Source organism: Xylanibacter ruminicola Ga6B6 (assembly GCF_000687715.1).
GTDB lineage: Bacteria > Bacteroidota > Bacteroidia > Bacteroidales > Bacteroidaceae > Prevotella > Prevotella ruminicola_B.
This window is the reverse complement of sequence record NZ_JHXD01000001.1, coordinates 65,525-80,298: the sequence shown is the minus strand read 5'-3', so window position 1 is coordinate 80,298 and position 14,774 is coordinate 65,525. Positions and strand designations below refer to the sequence as shown.

The following is a 14,774-nucleotide window of genomic DNA, read 5'->3' as shown; positions in this document are numbered from 1 at the left end:
ATAATTTATGGAAAAGAAGAATATAACACGCCGTGCGTTCCTTAAGCTCTTTGGAGCAGGATCAGTAGCTACAGCCGCTAGTCTTGCAGGATGCAAAAGTGGCAATAAGGCTGGTAGTCAGGCAAAACAAGAATATAGAAACCAGGTTGAACCACCTGTTGGTCAGATGACCTATCGCGTTAACCCAAAGAATAAGGACAAGGTTTCTATTCTGGGCTATGGTATGATGCGCCTGCCATCTAAGGTGGATAACAGCGATGAGTTTGATCAGGACATGATTAACAAGCAAATCGATTATGCCTTGGCACATGGCCTGAACTACATCGATACATCACCTGTATATTGTCAGGGAAAGTCGGAGCGCTGCACAGGTATCGCCCTGAGCCGCCACAAACGTAGCGAGTACTTTGTGGCCACCAAACTCTCTAACTTCAACCACGACTACTGGTCATTCGAGAAATCGAAGGAGATGTACCACAACTCTATGAAGGAGCTGCAAGTTGATTACATCGACTACTACCTGCTGCATGCCGTAGGTGGCAGCATGGAGGAGTTTAACGGACGCTATGTGGATAATGGCATTATGGGCTATCTGCTGAAGGAACGCGAGGCCGGCCGCATTCGTAACCTGGGATTCTCGTTCCACGGTAAGCAGGAAGTGTTCGACGAGGTGTTGGCTCTCGACGAGAAGTACCATTGGGACTTTGTACAGATTGAGCTGAACTATCTGGATTGGGATTATGCCAACGAGATTAGTAAAAGCAACGTAGATGCCAGCTACCTTTATACCGAACTGCAGAAGAAAGGCATTCCAGCAGTTATTATGGAGCCGCTGTTAGGAGGCCGATTGGCCAACCTGCCACAGTATCTGATGACAGAGTTGAAGAGTCGCGACCCAGAACGCAGTGTGGCATCATGGGCTTTCCGCTATGCAGGTACAAACGAGGGGGTACTTACCGTATTAAGCGGTATGACTTATATGGAGCACCTGAAGGATAACCTGCTCTCGTACTGTCCGCTGAAACCGCTTACCGAAGAGGAGATGCGATTCCTTGACAAGGATATCGCCCAGAAGATTGTAGGTCTAGAAAACATTCCTTGCAACGATTGTAAGTACTGCATGCCTTGTCCTTACGGTGTGGATATTCCAGCCATCTTTGTACACTACAACAAGTGTAAGAACGAAGGTTCGCTGCCTATGGGTGTGGGCGATGCTGAGTATCGCAAGCATCGTCGCCAGTATCTCATTTCGCTGGATAGGGTAGTTCCTCGCGATCGTCAGCCCGATCATTGCATCCAGTGCGGCCAGTGTGAGCCTCATTGTCCACAAAGCATTCGCATTCCACGCGAACTGGCAAAGATTGATGAAATGATTGAGAGCTTGAAGCGCAACCCAGAGGGCCCAGAAGTATAAAAAGTGTAGAAAATTTGGTTAATTGCCTAATTTGCAGTACCTTTGCACCCGAAATAAACGTTTATAAAAGAAAATGGCATTAAAATGTGGTATTGTAGGACTGCCAAATGTGGGCAAGTCTACCTTGTTTAATTGTCTGTCGAGTGCCAAAGCTCAGGCAGCAAATTTCCCTTTTTGTACAATCGAACCCAATGTGGGTGTAATCACTGTACCTGATGAAAGACTGACCAAACTCGCTGAGTTGGTTCACCCAGGACGTATCGTTCCTGCTACCTGTGAAATCGTTGATATTGCAGGCCTTGTAAAAGGCGCCTCTAAGGGCGAAGGATTAGGCAATAAATTCCTTGGAAATATCCGCGAAACCGATGCTATCATCCACGTGCTGCGTTGTTTCGAGGACGAGAATATCACTCACGTTGATGGCACTATCGACCCCATCCGCGATAAGGAGATTATCGATACAGAGCTTCAGCTGAAGGACCTTGAGACAATCGAGAGCCGCTTGGCTAAAACCGAGAAGGCTGCAGCTGCTGGTAATAAGGACGCTAAGATCGAGGCAACCGTACTCCACGCTTATAAAGAAGTGCTGGAGCAGGGTAAGAATGCCCGTATCGTAGAGTTCGAGAGTAAGGACGAGCAGGATTGCGCTCGCAATCTGTTCCTGCTCACTTCAAAGCCTGTGCTTTACGTTTGTAACGTAGGCGAAACTGATGCAAAATCAGGAAATGCCTTTACCAAGAAGGTAGAGGAGCTGGCTAAGGAAGAGGGCGCAGAAACCATGGTTATTGCCGCTAAGACCGAAGAGGATATCGCTGAGCTGGAGAGCTACGAGGACAAGCAGATGTTCTTGGAAGAGCTGGGCTTGGAAGAGAGTGGTGTAAACCGCCTGATTAAGAAGGCTTATGCGCTGTTGAACCTCGAAACCTTTATCACCGCTGGTGAGATGGAGGTGAAGGCCTGGACCTACAAGAAGGGCTGGAAGGCTCCACAGTGTGCAGGTGTTATCCACACCGACTTTGAGAAGGGCTTTATCCGTGCCGAGGTAATCAAGTACGACGACTATATCCAGTATGGCTCTGAGGCAGCTGTACGCGAGGCTGGTAAGCTGGCCGTTGAGGGTAAGGAGTACGTAGTACAGGATGGCGACATTATGCATTTCCGTTTCAACGTATGATGAATCTTCTCAATTATATCGTTTGGCAGCCCGACATCGAAGCGTTCCACTTGGGCCCTATTTCAGTTCGCTGGTACGGACTGATGTGGGTCATCGGATTGGTTCTGGCCTACCTCTTGGTTCAGCGCCTCTATAAGGAGCAGAAGATTAAGGACGAATATTTCGACCCGCTTGCATTCTACTGCTTCTTCGGTATCCTGATAGGTGCTCGTCTGGGCCATTGCTTATTCTACGAGCCCGATTATTTCCTTACCTCAAGCAAAGGACTGATAGAGATGATTCTGCCTATCCGATTCCTGCCCGAAGGCGGTTGGAAAGTGATAGGTTATGCAGGCTTGGCCTCACATGGCGGAACATTAGGCTTGATGATTGCCCTTTGGATGTATGTACGCAAGACCAAACTGAGCATTTGGACGGTGCTCGATAATATAGCGATTGCCACAGGTTCCACAGCCTGTTTTATCCGCTTGGGGAACCTGATGAATTCAGAGATTATCGGCAAGATAACTGATGTGCCCTGGGCATTCATCTTCGAGAAGGTTGATGCCGTTCCACGCCATCCAGGACAACTGTATGAGGCCATCGCCTACGCCATCCTGTTTGTCATCATGTGGACTCTGCATAAAAAGAAGCCTGAGAAGATTGGTACAGGCTGGTATTTCGGCTTCTGCCTTACGTATATCTTCACCTTCCGATTCTTCATCGAATACACCAAGGAGATACAGGAAGCTTTCGAAGCATCATTACCTATCGATATGGGGCAGATACTCAGTATCCCCTTTATCATCCTAGGCGCTTATTGCATGATCAGAGCAAAGAAAATAGCATAAAAAAGAAATCGTCTCACTTTCCTGAGACGATTTTTTTGATGTCGTTAAGTTTATTGAGAGCCTCTAACGGGGTGAGATTATTCACATCAAGGCCTAAGATTTCGTCACGAACCTGACAGAGCACAGGGTCATCAAGTTGGAAGAAACTCAACTGCATACCCTCACGCGAACCTGCAATCTCCTTAGTAGGCTTACCAGCGGTGCCTACCTGGGCATTATCCGATTCAAGCTGCTTCAGAATCACATTGGCTCGCTTGACGATTGAGCGAGGCATACCAGCAATCTCGGCTACATGGATACCAAACGAGTGCTCAGAGCCACCACGCTCCAGTTTACGCAGGAATATCACCTTGCCATCAACCTCTTTTACCGATACGTTATAGTTCTTGATGCGCGAAAAATTCTTCTCCATCTCGTTCAACTCGTGGTAGTGGGTAGCAAACAAGGTGCGAGGATGACCTTTGGCATTCTCGTGCAGATATTCTACTATCGCCCATGCTATTGAGATACCATCGTAAGTACTGGTGCCTCGACCTAACTCGTCGAAGAGTACCAGCGAACGCGAAGAAACATTATTCAGAATATTCGAAGCCTCCGTCATCTCTACCATAAAGGTTGATTCACCCAACGAGATGTTATCGCTGGCACCTACACGGGTAAAGATTTTATCTACCAGACCGATTCTGGCAGCCTCTGCGGGCACAAAGCAACCTATCTGGGCCAGCAGCACAATCAATGCCGTTTGGCGCAGCAGGGCCGATTTACCAGCCATATTCGGACCAGTGATAATGATAATCTGCTGACGTTCGTTGTCCAACAATATATCGTTGGGCACATAATACTCGCCAAGGGGCAGTTCCTGTTCGATTACAGGATGGCGACCTTGTTTGATATCAATCACCTCCGATGAATCGATAACGGGACGGATATACTTGTTCTCCTCAGCCGCCTTGGCAAAGCTAAGCAAGCAATCCAAACGGGCAACGATATTAGCGTTGATCTGAATCTGTGGGATAAACTCCTGCATGCTCATAATCAAATCGTTGAAGAGCTTGCCCTCTAACGACAGAATCTTATCCTCAGCACCCAAAATCTTCTCTTCGTACTCCTTTAGTTCCTGGGTAATATAGCGCTCGGCCTGGGCCAGTGTCTGCTTACGGACCCACTCTGGGGGAACAAGATCCTTATAGGTATTACGCACCTCAAGATAGTAGCCAAACACGTTGTTATAACCTATCTTCAAGCTCTGAATACCAGTTTCCTGAGCCTCACGCTCCTGTATCTTCAGCAGATAATCCTTACCGCTATAGGCAATGCTACGCAACTCATCGAGTTCGGCATTCACACCATCGCGAATCACGCCTCCCTTTGCCACCAGCTGTGGGGGATCGTTCTGAATCTCCTTTTCTATGCGGTCGCGCAGCGATTCGCAAAGGTTCAACTGCTCGCCAATACGGTTCAGCGTTGGGTTCTTGGCATACAAACAAGCCGTTTTAATGGGCTGAATGGCCTGCAGGGCTGTCTTAAGCTGCACCACCTCGCGAGGCGATACTCTACCAACTGCTGCTTTCGAGATAATACGCTCCAAGTCGCCTATGCGATGTATCTGATCGTCGATACATTCACGGAACTCTGGTTCGCGATAGTAATACTCTACCACATCCAGTCGCTCGTTAATAGGCTTCTCATCCTTCAAAGGGAATACTAACCAGCGGCGCAGTAATCGACCACCCATGGGGCTCACCGTCTTATCAATAACATCCAGCAGCGACTTTCCATCCTCTTGCATGGGGTAAACCAACTCCAAGCTACGGATGGTAAACTTATCCAGTCGCACGTACTTATCCTCTTCGATACGAGAGATAGAGGTGATATGACCTATCTGGGTGTGCTGTGTTTGCTCGAGATACTGCAGAATGGCACCTGCAGCGATAACACCCGACTGCAGATGATCTACACCAAAGCCTTTCAGGTTCTTAACGTTAAAGTGCTGCAACAGCTTCTGCTTACCTGTCTGATCGGTAAAAACCCAATCATCCAGCTGGAACGTGAAATATTTAGTACCAAAGTGGCGTTCAAAATCCTGTTTGCGATTACGATCGTAAAGCACCTCTTTGGGCGAAAAGTTGCCCAGCAGTTTCTCTACATAATCGGCAGTTCCCTCACCTGTCAGAAACTCACCTGTAGAGATATCAAGGAAAGCCACACCAAAGCTCGACTTACCAAAATGGATAGCCGCTAAAAAGTTATTCTCCTTGTAATTCAGCACGTTATCGCTCATGGCCACACCAGGTGTAACCAACTCTGTAATGCCACGCTTAACAAGCTTTTTAGTGAGTTTGGGGTCCTCCAGCTGGTCGCAGATGGCCACACGTTTGCCAGCACGAATCAGCTTAGGCAGATAGGTATCCAAGGCGTGATGGGGAAAACCAGCCATCTCATCGCCTTTTCCACCAGCACCGTTACTACGATGTGTTAAGGTAATACCTAATATCTTTGAGGCAGTAATAGCGTCTTCGCAATAGGTTTCATAAAAGTCGCCACACCTGAATAACATGACTGCATCTGGGTGTTTCGCCTTCAAATCAAAGAACTGTTTCATCATAGGGGTTAGTTCTTTCCCCGCTGTTTTTGCCATAACTACCTAATTTTAAATCTGAGCGGCAAAGTTACTCCTTTTTTCGCAAACAGCAAAATTTTCTTCTTAAATAATTGTTATGTTCCCGTTTATTTGTATCTTTGCCAGCAAGATGAAGAAACTCGTTATCATATCGCTGATGCTTTGCTGGGTGCTGTCGCTTTCAGCCCAATTCCTAAATTCGGGCGACACCATCGCTATAATCTCGCCTTCGAGTGCTACCGATACCGCCACCATTAATGGCGGCATACGAACCTTAGAGAAGTGGGGCTATCCATGCATCGTGGCGCCCCATGCACTGGCCAATTATCATGGTTTTGCAGGCACTATCGATGAGCGACTTAGCGATTTGCTGTGGGCTTTACGCACACCATCCATCAAGGCCATCATGTGTTCGCGAGGCGGCGATGGGGCTGCCCATCTGCTTTCCCGTATCTCATTAGATACACTCCAGCAGTATCCAAAGATGATTATCGGATTCAGCGATGTGACGGCGTTGCTGTGTGCTCAGGCTAGGGCAGGCGTAAAGGGTATTCATGGTTCGATGTGTTATGCGCTGAATACTTACGAGGGCAGCGATACCGTGAGTCAGGCATTACGCCATATGCTTGCAGGTCATTTGCCAACCTATCACATTGCTCCCCATCCCTTAAACATTACAGGTAAGGCCGAAGGCATCGTCGTTGGTGGTAATATGAGTGTTTTCAACGACTTGGCAGGCTCTGATTTTGATCCGCTGTTTATCGATGGAATCGTGCTTTTTATTGAAGATACAGGCGAGGGCATGAGTAAAGTAGACCGCATGCTGCATAACATCGAGATACGTGGCTTACAGAAACACATCCGAGCCATTATTGTTGGGCAGTTCAACAAATACAAACACCCCGAAAACGGTTTCGACGACATGTATGCCCTGCTCAACGAGTATCTACAGCATTGGCACATCCCCGTATGCTACAACTTTCCAGTAGGTCACGCCCACCTAAAAAACTTCCCCCTCCTAACAGGCACCAAAGCCACATTAGAAGTAACCCCCGATGAGGTAGTGCTACAATATTAATAATTCCCATTAGTGGAACATTTTGTTCCCACGTTGGGAATGAAATGTTCCCAAACTGGGAATCAAACATTCCCAAGTTGGGAAAAAATATCGTGCTTTAGATGGCAAGGGGGAGCATAAAAACAAAAAAACTGAGTAAAACTATTTATTTTGAGAATAATTATTGTATCTTTGCAGCAGTAATCGGTTCTCCAGATGTGGAGATTAATAGGGAATCGGGTGAGAATCCTGAACAGAATCCCGCCGAAAGGCACCTACCCGTGGCCTTTCCCGCTGCTGTAAGTCGTCCTTTATGAGGCGCAAACATGTATGTCACTGAGTTTTTTGGGAAGACGTTTGCTGCCAGACGATAAGTCAGAAGACCTGCCGATGAAACTCGAGCCGCTTGCCTATCTCTGGGGTTAGATGGCGAAGGCAGAAAAAAAAGATGATGAATCGAGCATTCACATTGGCAATGGCTTGCGTGTTGGCGATGACAACGGCAGCACAAAGCAAGTTAGATTCCGTGCAGCATGTGCGGGAGATAATTGTTGTGTCGAAGCCAGCCATGCGCGAGGTGGTGCCCAGTCAGAAACTGAAGGGCGAACTGCTGGAACAACTGAACACGCACTCTGTGGCCGATGCGTTACGCTATTTCTCTGGTATCCAACTAAAGGATTATGGCGGCGTGGGCGGCATTAAAACAGTAAACATCCGCTCGATGGGTACGCACCACTTAGGCATCAGCTACGATGGTGTACAGTTAGGTAATGCGCAGAACGGACAGATTGACTTGGGCCAGTTCTCTCTTGATAACGTAGAGGATATCACGCTTTATAACGGCCAGAAGAGTGCCATCTTCCAACCCGCCAGCGATTTTGGAAACGCCGGTTCTATCTATATCCGTACCAAAGCGCCTGATTTCAAGAAAGGCGAGAATACCCATCTGCGATTTAAAACCCAGTACGGGTCGAGCGATATGTTCCGCTTTTCTACCCTTTGGGAGCAGAAACTGTCATCAACCATCAGCTCGTCGGTAAGTGCCGGTTTCTTAACAGCCAGCGGTAAGTATAAGTTCCATTACGAGCGCAAGTATCCTAACGGACAAACGGCTTGGGACACAACGGCTGTGCGACAGAATGGCGATATACATGCCGAACGTATCGAAGCTAACCTGTTTGGCCGATTGGAGCAGGGCAGTTGGCAGATTAAGGGTTATCTGTATAACTCAGCACGAGGCATTCCTGGTGCCATCGTAAACAACGTGTGGCGACGTGGTGAGCGCCAGCAGGATTTGAACACCTTTGTACAAGCCGATTATAATAAGAACATAGGCGATGGTTTCAGCACCCGATGGCTGGCCAAGTATGCCTATTACAACACCCACTACGTAAACAAGGATACCACCCAGCTACCTGTTGACAATCGTTACAAGCAGCAGGAGTTCTATCTTTCTACAGCCAATGTACTGGAGCTGCTACCCAATTGGAGTGCATCGCTGGCCTACGACTTTAAATGGAACAAACTGAATGCCAATATCTACAACTTTGCTTACCCCACACGCATTTCTAATCTGGTAAGCTTAGCTACAGCTATCGACTACAAACACCTGAAGGCGCAGGGCTCAATCCTGGCTACCTTTATCCACGACAAAAGCCACCGCAGAGGCGAGTTCGCAGGCTTAAACAGCAGTCATTCGCTATCTAAACTCACGCCAGCGCTGTTTGTAAATGTATATCCCTTCCGCGGCACCTTTTTCTCTATGCGAGCCTACGTAAAAAAGAGTTTCCGCATGCCGACCTTCAACGACCTATATTATACCGATATGGGTAATGCCAACCTGGTGCCCGAGAGCGCCTTGCAGTACGATGCCGGCTTTGCGCTTAACAAGCACTTTGAGCATGGTATCATTCGCCATGCCGAGATGCATTTCGATGCCTATTATAATACAGTACACGATAAAATTGTGGCTTACCCCAAGGGGCAGCAGTTCCGTTGGACGATGCTGAACTTAGGCAAGGTTCACATCAAGGGAATTGATGTTGAGGCCGAGGCCGATTTCAAGATTGGTAAGGATCTGATAGCTACCACTCGTGCCCAGTACACCTATCAGGATGCACGCGATGTTACCGATGCCGAAACCTCGTATTACAAGCATCAGATACCCTACATCCCCTGGCACTCTGGTTCGGCCATTCTAGGTCTTACCTATAAGAACTGGAACCTGAACTACTCGTTTATCTATGCAGGCGAACGCTACGACGAGCAGGAAAACATTATCTATAACCACATGGAACCTTGGTACACCAGCGACCTGAGTCTGGGAGTTTGGTGGAAACTAAATAGTGTGCTGATGAAAGCACACTTGGATGTGAACAATCTGTTAGGTCAGGATTACGAGGTAATCGTAAATTACCCCATGCCTGGTCGCAACTATGCACTAACATTAAGCGTTGAGATATGAAGCAGCTAGCATACTACATATTAACCCTGTTGCTCCTTTCGGCCTGTCGCCAGGATGTGATGATAGTGCCGATGGAGAAAAGCGATCCAGGCGGCAAAACGCAGCAGGGCGATATCGTTGGCATGTATCTGCTGAATGAGGGTAATATGGGATCAAACAAGTCGTCGCTCGACTATCTCGACCTGTCTGATTCTACAGCCCACTATTATCGCAACATCTACTCGCAGCGAAACCCAAGTACTGTAATGTCGCTGGGCGATGTGGGTAACGATTGTCAGATATATGGTTCACGTCTGTGGCTGGTTATCAACTGCTCAAACAAGGTTGAGGTGGCCCGTGCCGATTCGGCTATCAGAATAGGTAAGGTAAACATTCCTAACTGCCGATACGTGACGTTTAACGATCGATATGCTTACGTGTCATCGTATGTGGGAACGGTTTATGCTTCGAGCAACAGTCCGCTAGGTAGTGTGTATAAGGTAGATACACTCACCTTGCAAAAGGTCGACTCTTGTAGTGTAGGCTATCAGCCCGAGGAGATGGCCATTATCGGCAACCAGCTTTACGTGGCCAACAGTGGTGGCTATCAAGGTATGACAGGCCAAGGTTATGAGAGTACAGTCAGCGTGATAGATATGGCTACCATGCAAGAAACCAGCAAGATAGAGGTAGCCCCCAACCTACATCATCTGAAGGCCGATAAGTACAATCAGCTGTGGGTAACAGCTCGTGGCGACTATATGACTGAGGCATCGAGCATCTGGTGGTTGGCACCTGACGAAAGCGGCAAAATGAAGGTTGGCGGATACATCGATCAACCTGTAAGCGACCTTTGTATTGTGGGCGATTCGCTCTATTTCTACGGCTCTCAGTGGAGCGAGGTGTCGATGAGTAATACCATCACCTATGGTATCATCAACGTAAAAACGCATCAGGTGGTAAGCACCAGTCTGTCGAGTGCACCCGAGATTAGCAAGATACGCATGCCTTATGGCATCATTGTAAACCCCATCCATCGCGATTTTTATCTGATGGATGCCAAGAACTATGTATCGAGTGGCGAGTTGCTGCACTTCCTGCCCGATGGCACCTTCGACTGGAAGGTAAGCACAGGCGATATACCTGCCCACGCAGCATTTTTATTTAAAACAGTAAAGAAATGAAGAAGATATTGTTACTATTAATAGCCGCAATTACTACCGGTAATATCCACGCTCAGCGCATGGACGATGTAACTGTGCACTCCAAATACATCCAGGCAGTAGATGAATATCGCCCAGCCCCAGGACAGTATGTAAACGATGTGCCTGAATACGAAGCTGGCGATACCGAGGCCGATATGATTAAGAAGTGTAACAATAATCTGGCCGGGCTTGGCCCCATCGACTCTCATTTGGTGGCACTGGGCGGCTGGGGCGGTTATATTACGTTCCACTTCGATCATTCTATCGCCAACGTGCCTGGCGAGCGCGACTTTGCCGTATGGGGAAACGCCTATCAGGAAATGAAGAATCTGGTGTTTGGTGGTATGAACGAGGCTGGCGTAGTGATGGTATCTAAGGATGTAAACGGCAACGGAAAGCCCGACGACCCTTGGTACGAAATCAGCGGCAGTTGCGATGTGGATAGCGCAGGAAAGGTAATTTATGGTTACGAGATAACCTACCGTCAGAACCCTATGGGCGATATTCCCTGGACAGATAACCAAGGCAATAGCGGCACCATCGATCGTAATCACTACCACACCCAGGAGTATTACCCCCAGTGGTTGCCAGATAATCTCACCTTCAACGGCACCCGACTGCCCGATAATATGCTGAATCTGTCTAATCAGGTAGAGGAATCGTTCAGTCCCTACTATTACGTGCTGGTAGGTTTCCTCTATGGCTATGCCGACAATCTACCCAACTTTAGCGATAATGCCGATGCCACCTCTTATAATTATGAGGGCTGCGGTATTGATATCTCATGGGCTGTGGATGAGAACCGTCAGCCTGTAAATCTCGATTTCATCGACTTTGTGCGTGTTTATACGGGTTTGAATCAGAAATGTCCCCAGCCCGAGTGGTGGGGCGAAACCTCTACAGAGTTTGCTGGTGCCGAGGACATCCATCTCGATGCCTCGCTCCAAGCTATCGAGAATGCTTTAAGCGGCATTCATGCCATCCAGCAGGAAGCATCTTCATCAAGTCCTTTCTACGACCTGCAGGGTCGAAAGGTTACTCCAACCAAGAAAGGCGTTTATATTCAGAACAAGAAAAAAGTTGTTATTAAATAACCTCTTATTATTCACTTAAAACAAAAAAATTATGAAGACAAACAAAATTTTCGGACTTGCAGTCCTTGCGTGCGGTTTCGCACTGTCGTTCACATCATGTACTAATGATGACAATCCTGTTGGTGGTAAGAGACAGGCTACAGTTTCTTTCGAGAACAAGAAGCTTGGCGCTGATGGCTATTGGCGTGGTGATGAAACTGGTACTAAGTTTGATAACTGGGGATCAGAGGCCTTCGCCTGCCAGTATAAGGAAAAGGGTGTAACCTTCCCAGTAAACTACACACCCTCATGGGCCAGCTGGACTGGTTTTGCTATCTCAAATCGCACAGAGACTACTTATAAGGAGCAGAATCCCGATCAGTTCAATAGTGCTGTAGGTGCTGCCAAGAGCGGTAACAACTTCTGTGTAGTATATACCTATGGCGAGGAAATCGATTTCGGTCGTGCCGTTACCCTGAAGGGCTTCTGGTTCACCAACGAGGCATGGGCTGTTGATGCCATCCTGAATGGCGATGGAATGTCTCCTGGTAAGTTTGAGAAGGACGACTGGTTTAAGTGCACAGTTACTGCAACACTGTCTGATGGTTCAACCAAGGATGTTGAGGTTTTCCTGGCTAAGGATGGTGAGTATGTAAAGGATTGGCAGTTCTGCGATTTCCAGAGTTTAGAGAAAGTTACCAAACTGAGCTTTGCATTCGATAGCACTAAGAAGAACGACTACGGTCCAACAACTCCTACTTACATGTGTATCGACGATATCGAGTTTGAGTATTAATGAGATACATTCAACTATTAATCATAGCAGTATTGCTCACAGCCTGCGGAGGTGCGAAGAAAAACGCACTTCAGCAAGCTGAGGGCGATGCTGTTACATTCAAATATGCCACACAGATTAGCGTCGAGAAGTTTGATGGCTATACGGTGGCTACCATCAAGAATCCCTGGAAGGAGGGTATGACGCTGCACCGTTATGTGCTGATACCTGCCGACCAGGAAATACCCAACCATATTCCCAGCGGTACTGTAGTACGCACACCATTAAAACGTGCCGTGATGTTTACCACCGTGCATTGCGCTATGCTGATGGAGTTTGGCAAACAGAATTGCATATCGGGTGTGGCCGACTTGAAGTACATTAAGATACCTTGGATTCAGGAGCAGGTGGCCAAAGGCAAGATAAGCGATGTTGGCGATGGTATGAGTCCTGTTATCGAGAAAATTATCGACGAACATCCTGATGCCCTATTCCTGTCGCCTTTCGAAAACAGCGGTGGCTATGGTAAACTCGAAGAGATTAACATCCCCATCATAGAATGTGCCGACTATATGGAAGCCTCGCCTTTGGCTCGTGCCGAGTGGCTACGTTTCTATGGCATGCTGTTTGGTTGCGAAGAGCGTGCCGATATGCTGTTTCAGAGTGTAGATAACAGCTACCACCAACTTAAGGCATTGGCAGCAAAGGCTAAAACAAAGCCATCGGTCGTGGTTGATAAGGTAACAGGTAGCGTGTGGTATGTGCCTGGTGGCAAAAGCACCATTGGCCAGATGATTAGGGATGCTAACGCTCAATATGCGTGGGCTGACGATGAACACAGCGGTTCTATCTCATTGCCTTTCGAAACGGTTTTAGAACGTGCTGGCGATGCTGATGTGTGGCTCTTCAGATATAGTGGCGATCACGATATTACCTATGATGAACTGCTGAGCGAACATCATGGCTATAATCAGTTTAAGGCCTTTAAGAACCAAACAGCTTATGGTTGTGATGTAGAGCGTTCGTTGTTCTACGAGGAATCACCTTTCCATCCAGAAAGACTATTGGGCGATTTTATCCATATTCTGCATCCCGAACTGGATACGATGGCCTCGATGCGCTATTTTAAAGAGGTTAGTCGCTAACCTCGTTCAGATGGCCTACATACGCCGTGATAGCTTCTACCAACAGATCGTTTTCCTCGGGCTGTTGGGTAGTTATGCGGAAGTAGTTATTATCTAATCCGCGAATGTTCGAGGCATCACGAATCAATATACCGTAGTTGTCCATCAGCCATCGTTTCAACTCTATCGATGTACTATTATTTATGGATACCAGCATAAAGTTGGTATCCGTCTTCATCACTTTCAGTCCGTCGATAGCCGATAAGTTTGCGTGCAGTCGCATCGTCTCCTGCAGATAGCCTTTCAGGTCGGGAATCATCTGCAGATTGTTCTCAAGCATATATTTACCAGCCTCGATAGCCAGGGCGTTAATCGTCCAGGGCTGACGTATCTGTTTCAGTCTACCTATAATAATAGGTGAGGCCACGATATAACCCAAACGCAGACCTGGTATGCAGAATGTCTTGGAAAGCGAGTGAACCAGCATCAAGTTGAACACATCTGTCATCTCCTTGGGCTCCAGCATAGGCGCTAAGGTATAATCTGCATACGACTGATCGATGACATACAGATAGCGTGGATGATTGCGAACGATATGGTTTATCATACCCTTTACCAGCACGTTGCCTGTAGGGTTATTAGGGTTACAAATCCAATAAATACGGTCCTTGGGAAGTACATCAAACTCGTCCTTAACGTCGTACGAAATAATATGGTTAAACATGCGGCAAGCATCCTCGTATTCGCTAAAAGTGGGATGCGGAATGATAGACGACCAACCCTTGTACAATTGTGCTATCAGATAGATAGCCTCGTTAGCGCCGCTGGTAACCATCACGGTGTTCTCTTTTACACCCAGTTTTTCGGCCAACAGGCATTCTAAAGTATGGGCATCGGGCTCTGGGTAGTGACCCACCACATCAAAATGCTGCATCAGGTGTTCTTTCAACTCTGTGTAGTCGGCCTGACTATACACATTCGAGCTGAAATTTATCTTCACCTTGTCGCCATAGCGAAACACATCGTCACCGTGCCCGTATATCATAAGCTTAATAGATA

General features: G+C 47.5%; 11 protein-coding genes and 1 riboswitch. Of the genes, 9 read left to right on the top strand and 2 right to left on the bottom strand.

The window, feature by feature from the left end:
• The first annotated feature begins 7 nt into the window (after positions 1 to 7).
• From T500_RS0100315 to lgt, 3 genes are all read left to right on the top strand, one after another.
• Complete coding sequence (locus T500_RS0100315) at positions 8 to 1,414, top strand: aldo/keto reductase (protein ID WP_028906449.1); 1,407 nt, start codon at positions 8 to 10, stop codon at positions 1,412 to 1,414.
• 73 nt (positions 1,415 to 1,487) lie between these two features.
• Positions 1,488 to 2,588: a redox-regulated ATPase YchF gene (gene ychF, locus T500_RS0100310; protein WP_013064510.1), complete on the top strand. Its 1,101-nt coding sequence runs from the start codon at positions 1,488 to 1,490 to the stop codon at positions 2,586 to 2,588.
• Complete coding sequence (gene lgt / locus T500_RS0100305; RefSeq protein WP_028906448.1) at positions 2,585 to 3,418, top strand: prolipoprotein diacylglyceryl transferase; 834 nt, start codon at positions 2,585 to 2,587, stop codon at positions 3,416 to 3,418. Before ychF ends, lgt begins: the two co-directional genes overlap by 4 nt.
• A 13-nt stretch (positions 3,419 to 3,431) precedes the next feature.
• On the opposite strand, the gene mutS is transcribed toward lgt, so the two are convergent.
• Positions 3,432 to 6,056: a DNA mismatch repair protein MutS gene (gene mutS / locus T500_RS0100300; RefSeq protein ID WP_028906447.1), complete on the bottom strand. Its 2,625-nt coding sequence runs from the start codon at positions 6,054 to 6,056 to the stop codon at positions 3,432 to 3,434.
• A 112-nt stretch (positions 6,057 to 6,168) separates the two neighbouring features.
• Here mutS and T500_RS14810 point away from each other — a divergent pair, with 112 nt between their 5' ends.
• The 6 genes from T500_RS14810 (at position 6,169) to T500_RS0100270 (ending at position 13,736) form a co-directional block, all read left to right on the top strand.
• The gene (locus tag T500_RS14810; RefSeq protein WP_196243442.1) at positions 6,169 to 7,116 is read left to right on the top strand and encodes an LD-carboxypeptidase; all 948 of its coding nucleotides are present in this window, start codon (positions 6,169 to 6,171) and stop codon (positions 7,114 to 7,116) included.
• 167 nt (positions 7,117 to 7,283) lie between these two features.
• A riboswitch (cobalamin riboswitch) is annotated at positions 7,284 to 7,502 on the top strand.
• Between the two features lie 44 nt (positions 7,503 to 7,546).
• Entirely contained in the window at positions 7,547 to 9,559 is a 2,013-nt protein-coding gene (locus tag T500_RS0100290) for a TonB-dependent receptor plug domain-containing protein (protein ID WP_036908157.1), read from the top strand.
• Positions 9,556 to 10,722 (top strand): YncE family protein, encoded by a 1,167-nt coding sequence (locus T500_RS0100285; RefSeq protein WP_028906445.1) that lies wholly within the window; start codon positions 9,556 to 9,558, stop codon positions 10,720 to 10,722. The genes T500_RS0100290 and T500_RS0100285 overlap by 4 nt, the downstream gene beginning before the upstream one ends.
• A complete protein-coding gene (locus tag T500_RS0100280; protein WP_028906444.1) occupies positions 10,719 to 11,837 on the top strand; it encodes a hypothetical protein in 1,119 nt (372 codons plus the stop codon). Before T500_RS0100285 ends, T500_RS0100280 begins: the two co-directional genes overlap by 4 nt.
• A 31-nt stretch (positions 11,838 to 11,868) precedes the next feature.
• Complete coding sequence (locus T500_RS14805; protein ID WP_028906443.1) at positions 11,869 to 12,612, top strand: DUF4465 domain-containing protein; 744 nt, start codon at positions 11,869 to 11,871, stop codon at positions 12,610 to 12,612.
• Positions 12,612 to 13,736, top strand: a complete 1,125-nt coding sequence (locus tag T500_RS0100270; protein ID WP_028906442.1) for an ABC transporter substrate-binding protein — start codon at positions 12,612 to 12,614, stop codon at positions 13,734 to 13,736. Before T500_RS14805 ends, T500_RS0100270 begins: the two co-directional genes overlap by 1 nt.
• On the opposite strand, the gene T500_RS0100265 is transcribed toward T500_RS0100270, so the two are convergent.
• Positions 13,726 to 14,760 carry a pyridoxal phosphate-dependent aminotransferase gene (locus T500_RS0100265; protein ID WP_028906441.1) on the bottom strand — a complete coding sequence of 345 codons (1,035 nt, stop codon included), beginning with the start codon at positions 14,758 to 14,760 and terminating at the stop codon, positions 13,726 to 13,728. The genes T500_RS0100270 and T500_RS0100265 overlap by 11 nt on opposite strands.
• Between the last annotated feature and the right edge of the window lie 14 nt (positions 14,761 to 14,774).

Bases quoted from the DNA above. Each gene is read 5' to 3' on its own strand.
- mutS (WP_028906447.1), bottom strand. From the start codon at position 6,056: ATGGCAAAAACAGCGGGGAAAGAACTAACCCCTATGATGAAACAGTTC.
- T500_RS0100315 (WP_028906449.1), top strand. From the start codon at position 8: ATGGAAAAGAAGAATATAACACGCCGTGCGTTCCTTAAGCTCTTTGGA.
- T500_RS0100270 (WP_028906442.1), top strand. From the start codon at position 12,612: ATGAGATACATTCAACTATTAATCATAGCAGTATTGCTCACAGCCTGC.
- T500_RS0100280 (WP_028906444.1), top strand. From the start codon at position 10,719: ATGAAGAAGATATTGTTACTATTAATAGCCGCAATTACTACCGGTAAT.
- T500_RS0100290 (WP_036908157.1), top strand. From the start codon at position 7,547: ATGAATCGAGCATTCACATTGGCAATGGCTTGCGTGTTGGCGATGACA.
- ychF (WP_013064510.1), top strand. From the start codon at position 1,488: ATGGCATTAAAATGTGGTATTGTAGGACTGCCAAATGTGGGCAAGTCT.
- T500_RS14805 (WP_028906443.1), top strand. From the start codon at position 11,869: ATGAAGACAAACAAAATTTTCGGACTTGCAGTCCTTGCGTGCGGTTTC.
- lgt (WP_028906448.1), top strand. From the start codon at position 2,585: ATGATGAATCTTCTCAATTATATCGTTTGGCAGCCCGACATCGAAGCG.
- T500_RS14810 (WP_196243442.1), top strand. From the start codon at position 6,169: ATGAAGAAACTCGTTATCATATCGCTGATGCTTTGCTGGGTGCTGTCG.
- T500_RS0100265 (WP_028906441.1), bottom strand. From the start codon at position 14,760: ATGATATACGGGCACGGTGACGATGTGTTTCGCTATGGCGACAAGGTG.
- T500_RS0100285 (WP_028906445.1), top strand. From the start codon at position 9,556: ATGAAGCAGCTAGCATACTACATATTAACCCTGTTGCTCCTTTCGGCC.